The sequence below is a fragment of the Streptomyces sp. NPDC048172 genome, assembly GCF_043202595.1.
Lineage (GTDB): Bacteria > Actinomycetota > Actinomycetes > Streptomycetales > Streptomycetaceae > Streptomyces.
The window spans coordinates 398,846-415,162 of sequence record NZ_JBIDAT010000002.1 but is presented as its reverse complement, the minus strand read 5'-3'; the positions used below and the strand labels follow the sequence as shown (position 1 = coordinate 415,162).

Below are 16,317 nucleotides of genomic sequence, written 5' to 3'. Positions count from 1 at the left end.
TTCCACCCTCCAGGCATCGTTACCATCAGGGATTCAGAACGACGGACCGACCACCCAGAGCAAGCACGACTTCACGACGACACGACTTCCACGACGACACGACGGGACGGATCAGCGCGTGGCCGAGGCGGCTGAGAGTCAGGCTCCCCCGGGATCCGGGCGGAACGGAAGGATCTCCGCCCCCACCCGACGATGGGCACGACGTACGACCGCTGCCCTGACCCTCTCCCTCGTGGCTCTGGTGCCGGGTCTGACGGCGCCCGCCGCCCACGCGGCCCCGGAGGCGCCCCGGACGCCCGGGACGGCCTCGTCAGCGGCCTCAGCGGCGGCCCAGGCGGCGCACAAGGCCCCCGCCGCACACAAGGCCCCCGCCACGCGCAAGGCAGGCAACGGCACCGGCTCGCGCAGCGCCGAGGTCTCGGTGAACTCGGTCACCCCCACCGTCCCCCAGGACGGCGACACCCTCACCCTCACCGGCACCGTCACCAACGACAGCAAGGCCACCATCGGCCGCGGCCGGGTCGGCGTCCGCGTCGGCCCCACCCTCGACAGCCGCAGCGCGATCGACCAGGCGGGGAAGCGCCAGGGCTACCTCTCCGGCGCCGACGGCACGGAGGTCGACCGGAAGTACGCGGTCAAGACCGGCACCCTCCCCCCGGGCATCAGCCGCTCCTTCACCCTGAAGGTCCCCGTCAGCGCGCTGCGCCTGAGCGCCGACGGGGTCTACCAGCTCGGCGTCTCCCTCAGCGGCCAGACGAAGGCCCGGCCGTACGAGCAGATCCTCGGCATCGGCCGCACCTTCCTGCCCTGGCAGGAGGGGGCAAGCGGCAAGAAGACCGAGCTCACGTACCTGTGGCCGCTGATCTCCAGCACCCATATGACGGCCCGCACCGAGTCGGACGAGCAGCAGACGCCCGTCTTCCACGACGACACGCTCGTCAAGGAGCTGGCCCCCGGCGGCCGCCTCCAGCAGATGGTGGCCCTCGGCGAGGAGCTGCCGATCACCTGGGTCATCGACCCGGACCTGCTGGCGACCGTCGACATGATGACCAAGCGGTACCGGGTGGAGAAGGAGAACGGCGGGACCGTCGCGGGCAAGGGTCAGGAGTACGCCAAGAAGTGGCTCAACGACCTCCAGCGCGCCGTGCGCGGCGAGGAGGTCGTCGCCCTCCCCTTCGCCGACCCCGACCTCGCCTCGCTGGCGCACCGGGGCCGCAGCGCCCCCGCCACCCTCAAGAACCTCAGCACCTCCACCCAGCGGGGCAAGGGCGCCGTCGACACGGTGCTGCACACCAAGCCCAGCACGGACTTCGCCTGGCCGGTCAACGGCGCGGTCGACTCCTCGATCGTCGACGTCGCGACCTCGGCGGGCGCGCACAACGTGATCGCGCGCAGCGACAGCATCCGCGACTCCGCCCTCTCCTACACGCCGACGTCGGCCCGCCCCATCGGCAGCGGCCACACGGCGCTGGTGGCCGACGCGCGGCTCTCCACGGCCTTCCAGAGCGACATGACGAACGCCCGCGCCTCGTCGCTCGCGGTGCAGGAGTTCGTCTCCCAGTCCCTGTCGATCGCCCGCCAGATGCCGACGCGGCAGCGGAGCATCGTCGTCGCGCCGCAGCGCACCCCGACCGCCTCGCAGGCCCAGGCGATGGCGGAGGGCATCCGCGCGCTCGACGAGAGCGGCCGGTGGACCAAGAGCGCCCAGCTCTCGGACGCCGCCGAGGCGAAGCCCGACGCCGGCGCCGACCGCCGGGTGCCGAGCCCGTCCTCGTACCCCGCGTCGCTGCGCAGGGACGAGCTGCCGGTCTCCGCGTTCGAGCAGGTGCGGCAGACGCAGACGACGCTGGGCGACTTCAAGGTGATCCTCAGCCGCTCCGACCGCGTCGTCCCGCCGTTCGGCAGCGCCATAGACCGTGAGATCTCGACGTCCTGGCGCGGCAAGCCCGCCCCGGCCGCCGCCTTCCGCGACGCGGTGCAGGACTATCTGCTCGACCTGAAGGGCCGGGTCCGGCTCATCAAGAAGTCCGACATCACGCTCTCGGGCCGCGAGGCCACCATCCCGGTGACCGTCCAGAACAACCTGGGCCAGCGCGTCGACGGCCTCTATCTGGAGCTGGAGTCGGGCCGCCGCATCGGCCTGGACGTGGGGGAGAGCAAGCCGGTCAAGGTGGACGGCGGGCACAGCCAGTCGGTGAAGTTCGACACGACGGCCAAGGCCAACGGGCGGACCGTGGTCAAGGCCCAGCTCTACACCAAGGACCACAAGCCGTACGGCAAGCCGATGACGTTCCAGGTCAACGTCACCTCGATCACCGCCACCGTGCTCCTCGTCATCGCGGGCGGCGTCCTGCTGATGGTCCTCGCGGGCATCCGCATGTACACCCAGCGCAAGCGGAAGGGCCCGGCCCCTGACCCGGACGCTCCGCTGGAGCAGGACCAGGCGGAGGATGCGGAGGATGCGGAGGACTCCGAGGAGTCCGAGGAGTCCGACGGCGAGGCCAAGGGGGAGCCCGAGGGCGACACCGAGCGACAGAACGACAACCCCCCGGGCACGGGTGAGAAAGTAGACCGTTGAGTCAACCGGGCGAGCAGGGGCAGGGATCACCATGAACGCGCCGTACGACGGCGACCGGGGCCGGACCCCCGGCGACGGTTCGGGGCAGCCGGAGGACCCCTACGTACGGGATGCGTACGCACACGATCCGTACGGGGACCGCGATCCGTCCGCCCAGGACCCGGTCGACGACGCGCTCTACGACCGCTCGGCGCACCCGCCCCCGCCCCCGGGCTCCGTCCCCGACCCGAACGCGCTCTACCAGCAGCCGCAGCCGGGCCCGCACGCCCCCGACCCCCGCCGCTGGGCGACCCCGCCGCCGCCCGAGCCGGAGGGCCCCTCGCGCCTGCTGCCGTACGGGGACGACCCCTCGACCGTCCAGTTCACCGGCGTCGACGAGCTGATCACAGGCACGCCGGAAGCGGACCAGCGCCAGAGCCAGAACCAGAACCAGGGCGCCCCGCAGAGCCCTCCGCAGGGACCTCCGCCGGACCAGGACGACGCGTTCGCGCACCTCTTCCGCGATCAGGGACATCAGGGGCACCAAGGGCACCAGGGGGGTCCCGGTGGCCAGCCGCCCCACCAGGCGCACCGCCCGCAGCAGGGCGCCCCGTACCCCCCGCAGGGCCCGCCCGCCCCCGCTCAACAGCCCCAGCAGCCCCAGCAGCCCCAGCAGCCCCAGCAGCCCCAGCAGCCCCAGCAAGGCCAACAGGCCCCGCAGTACCAGCAGCAGCCCGCGCCGCAGCCGTATCCCCCGCAGGCGTATCCGCAGCAGCCCCTCTTCCAGCCCGGGGCGCCAGGGGCCGCCGAGGAGCCCAGCGATCTCACGATGAACCTGGGCACGGTCGTCCCCCAGGGCGGCGAGCCGCCCGCGCCCCCCGCCCCGTCCGGCGGTGGCGGCGGGAAGAGCAGCTTCCTGAAGTCCAGCGCCATAATGGCCGCCGGAACCATGGTCTCGAAGCTGACCGGGTTCATCCGCTCGGCGATGGTCGTCGCCGCGCTCGGCGGCGTCGGCATGCTCGGCGACGCCTACCAGGCCGCCATCATGCTCCCGACGATGATCTACATCCTCTCGGTCGGCGGCGGCCTCAACTCCGTCTTCGTGCCGCAGCTCGTGCGCGCCATGAAGGAGGACGACGACGGCGGCGAGGCGTTCGCCAACCGGCTGCTGACGGTGGTCGCGGTGCTCCTCGGCGCCCTCGCGGTCGCGGCCGTCTTCGCCGCGCCGCTGCTGCTGCGCCTCGTCGCGCTGCCGATCGCCCGCGACCCGCAGGCCAGCGAGGTGGGCACCACCTTCATCCGCTACTGCATGCCGTCCATCTTCTTCATGGGCATCCATGTGGTCATGGGTCAGATCCTCAACGCGCGCGGCCGGTTCGGCGCGATGATGTGGACCCCGGTCCTCAACAACGTCGTGATCATCGCCAGCATCGGCATGTTCCTCGGCGTCTACGGGGCCTCCGGCAGCTCCCACCTCACCGTCCACACCATCCCGCCGGAGGGCATCCGGCTGCTGGGCATCGGCACCCTGCTCGGCCTCGTCGTCCAGTCCCTGGCGATGATCCCGTTCCTGCGGGCCGTCGGCTTCCGCATCCGGCCCCGCTTCGACTGGCGCGGCCACGGCCTCGGCAAGTCCGCCAAGCTCGCCAAGTGGACGATCCTGTTCGTGCTGGCCAACCAGGCGGGCGTGCTGGTCGTCTCCCAGCTCTCCACCGCCGTGGGCGCCAAGGGCGGCGACTCCGGAAGCTACCTCGCGTACTCCAACGCGCAGCTCATCTGGTCGATGCCGCAGTCCATCATCACCGTCTCGGTGATGGCGGCGCTGCTCCCCCGCCTCTCCCGCGCCGCGGTCGACTCCGACACGGGCGCCGTGCGCGACGACATCTCACAGGGCCTGCGCACCTCGGCCGTCGCCATCGTCCCGATCGCCTTCGGCTTCCTCGCCCTCGGCATCCCCATGTGCACGCTGATCTACGGCAGTTCCGGGATCGACTCGGCCCGCTCCGTGGGCTACATGGTGATGGCCTTCGGCGTCGGCCTCATCCCGTACTCCGTGCAGTACGTCGTGCTCCGTGCCTTCTACGCCTACGAGGACACCCGCACCCCCTTCTTCAACACGGTCATCGTCGCCGCCGTCAACGCCGCGGCCTCCGGGCTCTGCTATCTCTTCCTCCCCACGCGCTGGGCCGTCGTCGGCATGGCGGCCTCCTACGGCCTCGCCTACATCAGCGGCGTCGGGGTCGCCTGGCGCAGGCTGCGCAAGCGGCTGGGCGGCGACCTGGACGGGCGGCACGTGATGCGTACGTACATCCGGCTGGCGGGTGCGAGCATCCCCGCGACAATCGTCGCGGGGGCCGCGGCGTACGGGCTGACCCAGGTCGTCGGCAGCGGCGTTCTCGGTTCTCTGATTTCCCTGCTCGTAGGAGGGATCGCATTGGCCGCGGTTTTCGTCCTAGCTGCGAAACGCATGCGAATCGAGGAACTGACGGCCATGCTCGGCATGGTTCGCGCCAGGCTCGGACGATGAACCGGCGCATACAACCATCATTCGCCCCTGTGTGTCGTGCATAGCGGCGGACTGTAGGCACAATTGTTTTGGGCTGATTCAAAACCCGGCTGCAACGGATGGGGAGGCAGGAACGACGGTGGCGGAACGGAGCACAGCCGCTGTCGGCGTGGCAGAGACGAGCGGGGAGAACGGCGAGCCGCTGACCGTCCGGCAGGACGGGGCCACGAGCGACGGTGCGACGAACGGGCACGGCCGCAGCGGTGAGATCCCGTCCAAGGCGGCCGAACCCCAGGGATCGGTGTCCCCGTCCCCCTCGGGCCGGAACCGAAGAGACCCCGCCTCGGAGCCCGCGGAGCCTGCGGAGGCCCCCGAGGCGTCCGAGGCACCCGAGGCGTCCGGGGAGCCCTCCGAAGAGCCCGTGGCGCCCGGTGAGGACGCCACGGACCCGGCCCCGGACCCGGACACGGGCCCGGAGAAGACCGGCTCCGCGCGCGACGACGACGCCGGAACCGACGACGAGGACCCTCCCGTCGTCCCCGAACTCCACAGCGGCCACAAGCTCGCCCGCCGCTACCGTCTCGAAGAGTGCGTCACCCGTCTGGACGGCTTCAGCAGTTGGCGTGCCGTCGACGAGAAGCTGCGCCGTGCCGTCGGCGTCCACGTCCTGCCCGCGGCCCATCCCCGCGCCCGTCAGGTCCTCGCCTCCGCCCGATCCGCGGCGCTGCTCGGCGACCCCCGCTTCGTCCAGGTCCTCGACGCGGTCGAGGAGGACGATCTGGTCTACGTCGTCCACGAGTGGCTGCCCGACGCCACTCCTCTGGACGAACTCCTCGCCGCGGGACCGCTGGAGCCCCATGAGGCGTACCAGCTCGTCCTCCAGCTCTCCCAGGCCCTCACGGCCGCGCACCGCGAGGGCCTCGCGCATCTGCGGCTGACGCCCGCGTGCGTGCTGCGTACGGGCGTCGGCCAGTACCGCATCCGCGGCCTCGCGGTGAACGCGGCCCTGCGCGGCGTCACCAGCGACCACGCCCAGCGCGACGACACCGAGTCGATCGGCGCCCTGCTGTACGCCTCGCTGACCCAGCGCTGGCCGTACGAGGAGGACGCGCACGGCCTGCCGGGCGTCGGCACCCTCGCCAAGGGCACGCTGCTCGCGCCGGACCAGGTGCGCGCGGGCGTCCACCGCGGCCTCTCCACGCTCACGATGCGGGCGCTCGTCAACGACGGCGCGACCGCCTCCCGCCAGGAGCAGCCCTGCGCCACCCCGGAGGAGCTCTCCAAGGCCGTCTCGGCGCTCCCCCGAATCCGCCCGCCGGAGACCGCGTTCGCCGCCCCAGCGCCGTACCAGCGCACGGCGTACCAGCAGGGGACGTACGGCGCGGGCGGCGGCCAGGTCAACGGCACGCCGCGCGCGGGCGGACCCGCCGCGCGTCCCGCCCCCGAGCAGCCCGCGCCGCCCGCACTGCCGGGGCGGACCGGCAAGGCCCTCAAGTGGGGCGTCTCCGCGCTGCTCATCGCGGCGCTGGGGCTGGGCAGCTGGCAGGTCGCCGACGCGCTGCTGAAGGGCGAGCCGCCCAAGGAGAAGCCCAAGCAGCCGGCGCAGGCCCAGGACTCGGCGCCGGTCGGCAAGCCGCTGAAGATCGTCGACGCCAAGGACTTCGACCCGGAGAGCCCCGACGGCTCCGAGAACCCCGACAAGGTCCCGGACGCCTACGACGGCGACCCCCAGACGTACTGGCTCACCAGCAAGTACATCGGCCACGCCACCTTCGGGAACCTCAAGTCCGGCGCGGGCATCGTCCTCGACCTCGGCAAGGCGCAGAGCGTCAGCAAGCTCAAGGTCGACTTCATCGGCAAGACCTCAGCCGACTTCCTCGCGGCGCCGAAGAACGTGACGTCGATGCCCACCTCGCTCAGCCAGTTCAGCAAGGTCACCAGCGGCGGCGGCGAGCATCTCAGCCTCAAGGCGAAGAAGCCGATCAAGACCCGCTTCGTGCTGCTGTGGCTCACCAAGCTCCCACTCTCCGACGACGGCAACTACCGTGGTCGCGTCACGGAGGTCCAGGTCGTCAGTTGAGACCGCGGACACCGCCCCGGCCGTGGAGACGACGGGGCGAGGGGAGGGGCTGATGGCGAGCGACGACGCGACGCGCCGTCCTGGACACGCGCGCGCGCCCGCGCCCGCCGCCGGGGAGTCGGCGCCCGACGACAAGGAACTGCTCGCCCGTCACGTCGACGGCGATCCCGACGCCTTCAGCGAGCTCGTACGACGCCACCGCGACCGCCTCTGGGCCGTCGCGCTGCGCACCCTGGGGGACAGGGAGGAGGCCGCGGACGCCGTGCAGGACGCGCTCATCTCGGCCTACCGCGCCGCCCACACCTTCCGCGGCCAGTCGGCCGTCACGACCTGGCTGCACCGCATCACCGTCAACGCGTGCCTGGACCGTGCCCGTAAGGCCGCCTCGCGCCGCGCCGCGCTCACCGACGACACCGAGCGCCTGGAGCAGCTGCTGGAGCCGCACGAGTCCGCCGCGGGACCCGCCGAGCGGGGCGACCTCCACCGCGAGCTGATCGCCGCGCTCTCGGAGCTTCCCGTGGAGCAGCGCGCCGCGCTCGTCCTCGTCGACATGCAGGGGTATCCCGTGGCGGAAGCGGCCAAGGTCCTCGACGTCGCCGTCGGCACGGTCAAGAGCCGCTGTGCCCGCGGCCGTGCCCGGCTGCTGCCGCTCCTCACCCACCTGAGGCCGAACGGTGCCGAGGGCGACAGCGGGAACGAGGGGAACGGCGGGAGTACGCCACCCCCCGGCGGGGGAAGGAACCGGACTCAGGGGACATCCGTCCCAGCAGCGAGAGACATCCCGAAGGACGTCAGAGGGCCCGGAGCCGTGAGGGGAGGAGGACAGGGATGACATCCACTCCTTTCACGTCCGACCCGTCCGGAACGGACGAGCACCCGGAGGTCGCGGAGATCTCCGCGCTCGGCGAGGGCCTGCTCCCCGTGGAGCGCCAGTCCGACGTACGCGCGCATCTCGACGCCTGTGGACTCTGCGCCGACGTCCGTACGTCGCTGGAGGAGATCCGCGACGCGCTGGGCACGCTGCCCGGCCCGTCCCGGATGCCGGAGGACGTCGCGGGCCGTATCGACGCGGCACTCGCGGCCGAGGCGCTGCTGGACTCCACGCGGGCCGAGGAGAAGAGCGAGCCGGCCGAGGAGCCCGGGGAGCCCGCGGAGGACGCCGGGCACGGGGTCGTGGCCGCACCCGGGCCCGTCTCCGTGCCGCTGCCGGATGCCGTTCCCAGCACGCCCGCCCCTCCCCCTGTTTCACGTGAAACAGTGCCCGCGCACACGCCCGCACCCGTCCCGCGTGCCCGTCGCTGGCGGACGCTGACGCTCGCCGCGGCCGCCGCCGTCGCCGTGCTCGGCGTGGGCGGCCTCACCTTCCAGCTCCTGCCCTCCTCGGGCGGCAGCGACGACGCGCGCGCGGCCAAGGACGCCGCGGCGCCCCGCGAGGGGACCGGCGGCGACGCGGCCCTCCGGCAGCGCGTGCAGACCCTGCTGTCGAAGGAGGCGCCCTCCGCCGCGAGCAGTCCGTCCTCGGCGTCCCCGAAGAGGGGCAGCAAGTCCCCGGAGTTCGACAGCGGGCAGAGCCCCAGCACCGGAGCGGACACGCTGCACGAGGACGAGGCGACGACCACGACGGTGCCCTCGTGCGTGCGCGCGGGCATCAAACGCTCGGAGAGCCCGCTCGCCGTGGACGACAGCGCGACGTACGAGGACCGCACCGGCTATCTCGTCGTGCTGCCGCACCGGGGCGGCGACCCGGACCGCGTGGACGCCTACGTCGTCGATCCCTCGTGCGTGAGCGCCGACCCCTCGGGGCCGGGCAAGGTGCTGCTGAAGCGCACCTACCCGCGCGGGTGAGGAGGACGACGGCTCGGGAATGTCTGCCCCTTAGGATCCGTTGGGTGGGGTGAAAGCCCCGGCAGAAGAAGATCCCAGCAGATCCCGGTAAGCAGTCGGCAGACAAGGAAGACTTCCGTGAGCGACGTCCGTAACGTGATCATCATCGGCTCCGGTCCGGCCGGATACACCGCGGCGCTGTACACGGCGCGTGCGTCGCTGAAGCCTCTCGTCTTCGAGGGCTCGGTCACCGCGGGTGGCGCGCTGATGAACACCACAGAGGTCGAGAACTTCCCCGGGTTCCAGGAAGGCATCATGGGCCCGGAGCTGATGGACAACATGCGTGCCCAGGCGGAGCGTTTCGGCGCCGAGCTGATCCCGGACGACGTCCAGGCCGTGGACCTGAGCGGTGAGATCAAGACCGTCACCGACTCGGCCGGGACCGTGCACCGGGCCAGGACCGTGATCGTCTCCACCGGCTCCCAGCACCGCAAGCTCGGCCTGCCGATGGAGGACGAGCTCTCCGGCCGTGGCGTCTCCTACTGCGCGACCTGTGACGGGTTCTTCTTCCGCGGCCAGGACATCGCCGTGATCGGCGGCGGCGACACGGCGATGGAGGAGGCCACCTTCCTCTCCCGCTTCGCCGAGTCGGTCACGATCGTCCACCGCCGCGACACCCTGCGCGCCTCCAAGGCGATGCAGGAGCGGGCCTTCGCCGACCCGAAGATCAAGTTCGCCTGGAACAGCGAGGTCGCCGAGATCCACAGCAAGGAGGGCAAGCTCTCCGCGCTGACGCTCAAGGACACCGAGACCGGTGAGTCCCGTGAGCTGCCGGTGACCGGCCTGTTCGTCGCCATCGGCCACGACCCGCGCGTGGAGCTGTTCAAGGGCGTGCTCGACCTGGACGAGGACGGGTATCTGAAGGTTGACGCGCCTTCGACGCGCACCAACATCCCGGGGGTCTTCGCCGCGGGCGACGTCGTCGACCACACCTACCGCCAGGCGATCACCGCGGCCGGCACCGGCTGCTCGGCGGCCCTGGACGCCGAGCGGTACCTCGCGGCCCTCAGCGACAGCGAGGCGACCCCCGAGCCGGAGAAGACCACGGCGTCCGTCTGACGGTCACGGCGTCCGTCCGCGGACGCGCGCGACCCATCCCTTCCCCCCACCCCACCCTGAGAAAGAGGAGAACCGCAATGGCCGGTGCCACTGTGACCGCGACCGACGCCGACTTCGAGGACGTCGTCCTCAAGAGCGACAAGCCCGTGCTCGTCGACTTCTGGGCGGCCTGGTGCGGCCCGTGCCGTCAGATCGCCCCGTCGCTGGAGGCCATCGCCGACGAGCACAGCGAGAAGCTCACCGTCGTGAAGCTGAACATCGACGAGAACCCGGCCGTGGCCGCGAAGTACGGGATCATGTCCATCCCGACGATGAACGTCTACAAGGGCGGCGAGGTCGTCAAGACCATCGTCGGCGCCAAGCCGAAGGCCGCCATCGAGAAGGACCTCTCCGAGTTCATCGGCTGAAGAGCCTCCTCCCTACGCCGAGGGCCTCCGTTTCACGTGAAACGGAGGCCCTCGATGCGTTCCTAAGGCGCTCAACCCCTCTATAGGGGCCGCAGCACCGGCTCCTTCTGCACGGCGCCCAGCAACTGGTCCAGGGCCCTCTCGACGTCCTCGCGCCAGGAGACCGTCGAGCGCAGCTCCAGCCTCAGCCGGGGATGGCGCGGATGCGGCCGCACCGTCTTGAAGCCGACCGCCAGCAGATGATCGGCGGGCAGCACGCACGCGGGTTCCTTCCACCGCGCGTCGCCGAACGCCTCGATCGCCTTGAACCCCCGCCGCAGTAGATCCTTCGCCACCGTCTGGACGATCACCCGGCCCAGCCCCTGCCCCTGGAAGCCCGGCATCAGCCACGCGGTCATCAGCTGCACCGCGTCCGGCGAGACGGGGCTCGTGGGGAAGGCGAAGGAGCGGGGGACATACGCCGGAGGCGCGTAGAGCACGAAGCCCACCGGAACCTCGTCCACATAGACGATCCGCCCGCAGGAGCCCCACTCCAGCAGCACGGCCGAGATCCAGGACTCCTTCTCCAGCTCCGACCGCCCCGCCGTGGTCGCCGCCTCACCGCTGACGGGGTCCAGCTCCCAGAAGACACACGCGCGGCAGCGCTTGGGCAGGTCCGAGAGGTTGTCCAGCGTGAGCGGAACGAGCTGTCGCCCCATGGATCCATCGTATCCATGGGGCGACAGTTCTTCGGTGGCCTTTTGCTGGTTACTGACCCTCGGTGGTCTCTGCGGCCTGCTCCCCGGCCGGTTCTTCGGCGTCCCCGTCGGGGGTCTCCTCCGAGAGCTGCTGCTCCAGCACGCGGCCCTCGCCCGGGGCGAGCTGCCCCAGGATCCGCTCCAGGTCGTCCATGGAGGCGAACTCCACGACGATCTTGCCCTTCTTCTGCCCCAGGTCCACCTTCACCCGGGTCTCGAAGCGGTCCGAGAGCCGCCCCGCGAGATGGTCCAGCGCCGGAGAGACCCGGGCCCCGGCCCGGGGGCCCTTGGACTTCGACGTGCTCTTGGGCTTGGAGCCCATCAGCGTGACGATCTCCTCGACCGCCCGCACCGACAGTCCCTCGGCCACGATCCGGTGGGCGAGCCTGTCCTGCTCCTCGCCGTCCTCCACCGAGAGCAGCGCCCGCGCGTGCCCGGCCGAGAGCACCCCGGCCGCGACCCGCCGCTGCACCGAGGGGGAGAGCCTCAGCAGCCGCAGCGTGTTGGAGACCTGGGGCCGCGAGCGGCCGATACGGTCGGCGAGCTGGTCATGCGTGCAGTTGAAGTCCTTCAGCAGCTGGTCGTAGGCCGCGGCCTCTTCCAGCGGGTTGAGCTGCGCCCTGTGGAGGTTCTCCAGCAGCGCGTCCAGGAGGAGCTTCTCGTCCTCCGTCGCGCGCACGATCGCCGGAATCCGCTCCAGGCCCGCCTCACGGCAGGCCCGCCAGCGGCGCTCGCCCATGATCAGCTCATAGCGGTCCGGCCCCGTCTCCGTCTGCCGTACGACGACGGGCTGGAGCAGGCCCACCTCCTTGATGGAGGTGACCAGTTCCGCGAGCGCGTCCTCGTCGAAGACCTCACGCGGCTGGCGCGGGTTGGGCGTGACCGCGTCGAGCGGCAGCTCGGCGAAGTGCGCTCCCGCGACCTCGCCGCCCGCGGCCTCCAGCACCTCGTCCATGCCACCGGGCGGATCGGCGGGATCGGCGGGCCCCTCGGGCTCCGTTTCACGTGAAACGCCGTTCGGCTGCGCGGCGGGTGCCGGGCTCGGGGCGAGCCCGGCGACCTTGGCGGCCGCCACGCCCCGGGACCCCCGCTCCGGCGTCAGGACGGGCACGGCACTGGGGGAGGTGGACGCCGTGGACGGCTGGCCGTCCTTCTGCGCCGACTCGGCGTCCGGCCCGCTCGGCGCACCGGGGATCAGGGCCCCGAGCCCTCGACCGAGGCCCCTACGTCGCTCGCTCACTGCGTACCCTCCGCCATGGTGCTGTGCTGCTGTTGCGGGTGCTGCTGCTGAAGCTGATGCTGCTGCGTGTGCTCCGCGTGGGGATCACGCAGCGCGATCTCACGGGCCGCCTCCAGATAGGAGAGCGAGCCGCTGGAGCCGGGGTCGTAGGTGAGGACCGTCTGCCCGTAGCTGGGAGCCTCGGAGATCCGGACCGAGCGGGGGATGTTGGTGCGCAGCACCTCCTTGCCGAAGTGGCCGCGCACCTCCTCCGCCACCTGCGACGCCAGCCGGGTACGGCCGTCGTACATGGTGAGGATGATCGTCGAGATGTGGAGCCGGGGGTTGAGGTGCCCCCGCACCAGCTCGACGTTCCTCAGGAGCTGCCCGAGCCCCTCCAGCGCGTAGTACTCGCACTGGATGGGGATGAGGACCTCGGCCCCCGCGACCAGCGCGTTGACCGTGAGCAGCCCCAGCGAGGGCGGGCAGTCGATGAGGATGTAGTCCAGCGGCTGCTCGTACGCCTCGATGGCGCGCTGGAGGCGGCTCTCCCGCGCGACGAGTGACACCAGCTCGATCTCCGCACCGGCGAGATCGATCGTGGCAGGGGCGCAGAAGAGCCCTTCGACATCCGGAACCGGCTGGACGACCTCGGAGAGCGGCTTGCTCTCGACCAGAACGTCATAGATCGACGGCACCTCGGAGTGGTGGTCGACCCCCAGCGCCGTGGAGGCGTTGCCCTGCGGGTCGAGGTCGACCACCAGGACGCGGGCCCCGTGCAGGGCCAGCGAGGCGGCAAGGTTCACCGTCGTCGTGGTCTTGCCGACGCCGCCCTTCTGGTTGGCGACGACCATGATCCGGGTCTGCTCGGGCCTGGGAAGCCCCTCACCTGCCCGGTTCATCGCTTCGACGGCCTGCTGGGCTGCTCGGCCGATCGGGGTGTCGTCCAACGGGGGCGGCGTTTCCCCTGGCTCTGACCGGGGACCGGGGACCGGGTCGGCCATCGGTCCCGCGATGTTGGCGTCGGACCGCAACGGTTCACTCTCCTCAACATCAGGCTCGCTATGAGCGAAGCCTCCCATGCTTTCGGTGTCGTGAACCAGCGAGCCCCGCTCGGTTGTGGATGAATCCACGCCAGAACGGGGCTCATAGGCCTTCTGGCCACGCGTCCCGGCGGCGGCGCGACCTCTGCTGATGATTCCCTGCAAGAGTGAGCGGCGTTTCACGTGAAACACGATGCACCTGGCCGGGGAGGTATCGGCCGCGACACTCCGCTATGCGTAGTTTTAAGGGCTTTTATGGAGTAAGTGGAGTAATCAGACATCCACTTTCAGGGGATGCCAGCCCCGGCGGACACTCAGCGCCTGCGGCGCCCGCCCCTCGGAGCCCGGCCGCCCGCACGGGCCGCCTTCGCCGCCTTGGCCCGCTTCGCCGCGAACCGCACGCCACCGGGGCTCTCCCCGACCCGCGCCCGGACGACCGTCGAGAGCGGATCCACGACCCCCTCGCCCACGTGCTCGACCGCGGTGTCGACCACGCCCAGCTTGTGCAGCGCGTCCCGTGCGCCCCGCAGCTCCTCCTCGGCGGTGTCGCCCTTGAGGGCCAGCATCTCGCCGTACGGCCGCAGCAGGGGAACGCCCCAGCCCGCCAGCCGGTCCAGGGGCGCCACCGCGCGCGCGGTCACCACGTGCACCGGCGGCAGCGTGCCCAGCACCTCCTCGGCGCGGCCCCGCACCACCGTCACATGGTCGAGCCCCAGCAGCTCCACGACCTCCTGGAGGAAGGTCGTACGCCGCAGCAGCGGCTCCAGCAACGTGATCTTGAGGTCGGGCCGCACCAGTGCCAGCGGCACACCCGGCAGCCCGGCACCCGAGCCCACGTCGCACACGGTCACGCCCTCCGGCACGACCTCCGAGAGCACCACGCAGTTCAGCAGGTGCCGCTCCCACAGGCGCGGGACCTCGCGCGGCCCGATCAGCCCGCGCCGCACACCCGCGTCCGCCAGCAGCTCCGCGTACCGCACGACGTCCGGGAGGCTCTCCCCGAACGCCTTCAGCGCCGCCTCGGGAGGGGGCGGCAGCGCGGCCCCCTCCTCCTGCCCATCGGGCCCCTCACCGCGGTCGTTCACGGGAGAACGACCACGCAGCGCTGCGGTTCCTCACCCTCGGACTCGCTGCGCAGGCCCGCGGCCTTCACCGCGTCGTGCACCACCTTGCGCTCGAACGGCGTCATCGGCCGGAGCTTCACGGGCTCGCCGCTGCTCTGGGCCTCCTGCGCCGCCTTGGCGCCCAGCTCCGCCAGCTCCTCGCGCTTACGGGCGCGGTAACCGGCGATGTCCAGCATCAGCCTGCTGCGGTCACCGGTCTCCCGGTGCACGGCCAGGCGGGTCAGCTCCTGCAGCGCCTCCAGCACCTCGCCGTCCCGGCCGACCAGCTTCTGCAGGTCGCGGGACGAGCCCTCGCTGATGATCGACACCGCGGCACGGTCGGCCTCGACGTCCATGTCGATGTCGCCGTCCAGGTCGGCGATGTCGAGAAGCCCTTCGAGGTAATCCGCCGCGATCTCACCCTCCTGTTCCAGGCGGGTGAGAGTGTCGGTGCCCTCGGAGGCAGTGCCCTCAGAGGCAGTCGTGTCCGTCACGGCATGGACTCCTTTGTGCTCACTTCTTGGACGGGTGCTTGGGGCGCTGGGGGCCCTTGCGCTGCTGCCCGGACTTCTTCTGCCCCGACTTCTGCTGGCCGGACTTCTGGCCGGACTTCTGCTGGCCCGACTTCTGCTGCCCGGCCTTGGCGCCGGCCTTCTGGCCGGAGCCGCTCTTCTGCCCGGAGCCGGACTTCTGACCCGCGTCGGACTTCGGCGGAGCGTCCTGCGGCTCGGCGTCCTCGGTCTTCTCCAGCGAGGTGGTCTTGGCGGTCGTGTCACCGACCGTGGCGGCACCGCCCTGGCGCTGCGACTTCGACTGGCGCTTCGGCTGCTGACGACGGGCCCGGGCCTGCTCCGCGGCCTCGCGGGCCTCGACCTCCTTCGGGTCCTCCTTCAGCTTGCCCGCCTTGCGCAGCTTCTCCTGGCGCTCGTTGTAGGCCTTGGAGCCGGGGGTCGGGTTCCGCTTGATCACATACATCTGCTGGCCCATGGTCCACACGTTGGTGGTCAGCCAGTAGACGAGGACACCGACGGGGAAGTTGATGCCGAAGACGGCGAACATGATCGGGAAGACGTACATCAGCATCTTCTGCTGCTGCATGAACGGCGTCTTCACCGTCAGGTCGACGTTCTTCGTCATGAGCTGGCGCTGCGTGTAGAACTGCGACGCCGACATCAGGACGATCATGATGACCGTGACCACGCGGATGTCGGTCAGCGTGGTGCCCAGCTCGTGCGCCTTGCTGGCGCTGTCCATGAACTTCGAGGCGATCGGGGCGCCGAAGATCTTCGCGTTACGGGCGCTGTCCACCTGCGACTCGGTGAGCACGCCCACCGGGTTGTTCCGCGCGATGTGGTTGAGGACCTGGAAGAGGGCGATGAAGAACGGCGACTGCGCCAGGATCGGCAGGCAGCTGGAGAGCGGGTTGGTGCCCGTCTCCTTGTAGAGCTTCATCATCTCTTCGCTCTGGCGCTGCTTGTCGCTCTTGTAGCGCTCCTGGATCGCCTTCATCTTCGGCTGGAGCGCCTGCATGTTCCGGGTCGACTTGATCTGCTTCACGAAGAGCGGGATCAGGCAGATCCGGATCAGCACCACGAGGAAGAAGATCGACAGCCCCCACGCCCAGCCGCTGTCCTCGTCGAAGACCACGCTGAACAGCGAGTGGAACTGGACGATGATCCAGGAAACTGCGTAATAAAGGGGCTTCAGGACCGTGTCCACGAA

The 16,317-nt window shown here is 70.9% G+C and carries 13 protein-coding genes; 7 read left to right on the top strand and 6 right to left on the bottom strand.

The features are described 5' to 3' along the window. Positions 1-118 precede the first annotated feature (118 nt). The 7 genes from ACGF3A_RS10425 to trxA all read left to right on the top strand — a co-directional run bounded on the left by ACGF3A_RS10425 (position 119) and on the right by trxA (position 10,493). On the top strand, positions 119-2,578 hold the full coding sequence (locus ACGF3A_RS10425) for a DUF6049 family protein (RefSeq protein ID WP_393727924.1): 2,460 nt from the start codon (positions 119-121) through the stop codon (positions 2,576-2,578). A 31-nt stretch (positions 2,579-2,609) separates the two neighbouring features. Then, positions 2,610-5,084 carry a murein biosynthesis integral membrane protein MurJ gene (murJ, locus tag ACGF3A_RS10420; RefSeq protein WP_393727922.1) on the top strand — a complete coding sequence of 825 codons (2,475 nt, stop codon included), beginning with the start codon at positions 2,610-2,612 and terminating at the stop codon, positions 5,082-5,084. Between the two features lie 118 nt (positions 5,085-5,202). Then, a complete protein-coding gene (locus ACGF3A_RS10415; protein ID WP_393727920.1) occupies positions 5,203-7,143 on the top strand; it encodes a protein kinase family protein in 1,941 nt (646 codons plus the stop codon). Between the two features lie 52 nt (positions 7,144-7,195). Then, on the top strand, positions 7,196-7,975 hold the full coding sequence (gene sigM, locus ACGF3A_RS10410; RefSeq protein WP_393727918.1) for an RNA polymerase sigma factor SigM: 780 nt from the start codon (positions 7,196-7,198) through the stop codon (positions 7,973-7,975). Further along, positions 7,972-8,988 carry a hypothetical protein gene (locus tag ACGF3A_RS10405; protein WP_393727916.1) on the top strand — a complete coding sequence of 339 codons (1,017 nt, stop codon included), beginning with the start codon at positions 7,972-7,974 and terminating at the stop codon, positions 8,986-8,988. The genes sigM and ACGF3A_RS10405 overlap by 4 nt, the downstream gene beginning before the upstream one ends. A 117-nt stretch (positions 8,989-9,105) precedes the next feature. Then, entirely contained in the window at positions 9,106-10,086 is a 981-nt protein-coding gene (gene trxB / locus ACGF3A_RS10400; RefSeq protein ID WP_393727914.1) for a thioredoxin-disulfide reductase, read from the top strand. Between the two features lie 77 nt (positions 10,087-10,163). After that, positions 10,164-10,493, top strand: coding sequence for a thioredoxin (gene trxA / locus ACGF3A_RS10395; RefSeq protein ID WP_393727912.1), 330 nt, complete (start codon positions 10,164-10,166; stop codon positions 10,491-10,493). A gap of 80 nt (positions 10,494-10,573) precedes the next feature. On the opposite strand, the gene ACGF3A_RS10390 is transcribed toward trxA, so the two are convergent. The 6 genes from ACGF3A_RS10390 to yidC all read right to left on the bottom strand — a co-directional run bounded on the left by ACGF3A_RS10390 (position 10,574) and on the right by yidC (position 16,314). Continuing rightward, on the bottom strand, positions 10,574-11,191 hold the full coding sequence (locus tag ACGF3A_RS10390; RefSeq protein WP_393727910.1) for a GNAT family N-acetyltransferase: 618 nt from the start codon (positions 11,189-11,191) through the stop codon (positions 10,574-10,576). A gap of 49 nt (positions 11,192-11,240) precedes the next feature. Then, on the bottom strand, positions 11,241-12,470 hold the full coding sequence (locus tag ACGF3A_RS10385) for a ParB/RepB/Spo0J family partition protein (RefSeq protein WP_393727908.1): 1,230 nt from the start codon (positions 12,468-12,470) through the stop codon (positions 11,241-11,243). Beyond that, positions 12,467-13,531 carry a ParA family protein gene (locus ACGF3A_RS10380; RefSeq protein WP_393727906.1) on the bottom strand — a complete coding sequence of 355 codons (1,065 nt, stop codon included), beginning with the start codon at positions 13,529-13,531 and terminating at the stop codon, positions 12,467-12,469. Before ACGF3A_RS10380 ends, ACGF3A_RS10385 begins: the two co-directional genes overlap by 4 nt. A gap of 275 nt (positions 13,532-13,806) precedes the next feature. Then, on the bottom strand, positions 13,807-14,577 hold the full coding sequence (rsmG, locus tag ACGF3A_RS10375; RefSeq protein WP_393727904.1) for a 16S rRNA (guanine(527)-N(7))-methyltransferase RsmG: 771 nt from the start codon (positions 14,575-14,577) through the stop codon (positions 13,807-13,809). Beyond that, positions 14,574-15,089 carry a protein jag gene (locus ACGF3A_RS10370; protein WP_393727902.1) on the bottom strand — a complete coding sequence of 172 codons (516 nt, stop codon included), beginning with the start codon at positions 15,087-15,089 and terminating at the stop codon, positions 14,574-14,576. The genes rsmG and ACGF3A_RS10370 overlap by 4 nt, the downstream gene beginning before the upstream one ends. 19 nt (positions 15,090-15,108) lie before the next feature. Beyond that, positions 15,109-16,314 carry a membrane protein insertase YidC gene (yidC, locus tag ACGF3A_RS10365; protein ID WP_393727900.1) on the bottom strand — a complete coding sequence of 402 codons (1,206 nt, stop codon included), beginning with the start codon at positions 16,312-16,314 and terminating at the stop codon, positions 15,109-15,111. Positions 16,315-16,317 lie beyond the last annotated feature (3 nt).

Coding starts and splice junctions, on each gene's coding strand:
- murJ (WP_393727922.1), top strand. CDS start 2,610: ATGAACGCGCCGTACGACGGCGACCGGGGCCGGACCCCCGGCGACGGT.
- sigM (WP_393727918.1), top strand. CDS start 7,196: ATGGCGAGCGACGACGCGACGCGCCGTCCTGGACACGCGCGCGCGCCC.
- ACGF3A_RS10405 (WP_393727916.1), top strand. CDS start 7,972: ATGACATCCACTCCTTTCACGTCCGACCCGTCCGGAACGGACGAGCAC.
- trxA (WP_393727912.1), top strand. CDS start 10,164: ATGGCCGGTGCCACTGTGACCGCGACCGACGCCGACTTCGAGGACGTC.
- ACGF3A_RS10390 (WP_393727910.1), bottom strand. CDS start 11,191: ATGGGGCGACAGCTCGTTCCGCTCACGCTGGACAACCTCTCGGACCTG.
- ACGF3A_RS10380 (WP_393727906.1), bottom strand. CDS start 13,531: ATGGGAGGCTTCGCTCATAGCGAGCCTGATGTTGAGGAGAGTGAACCG.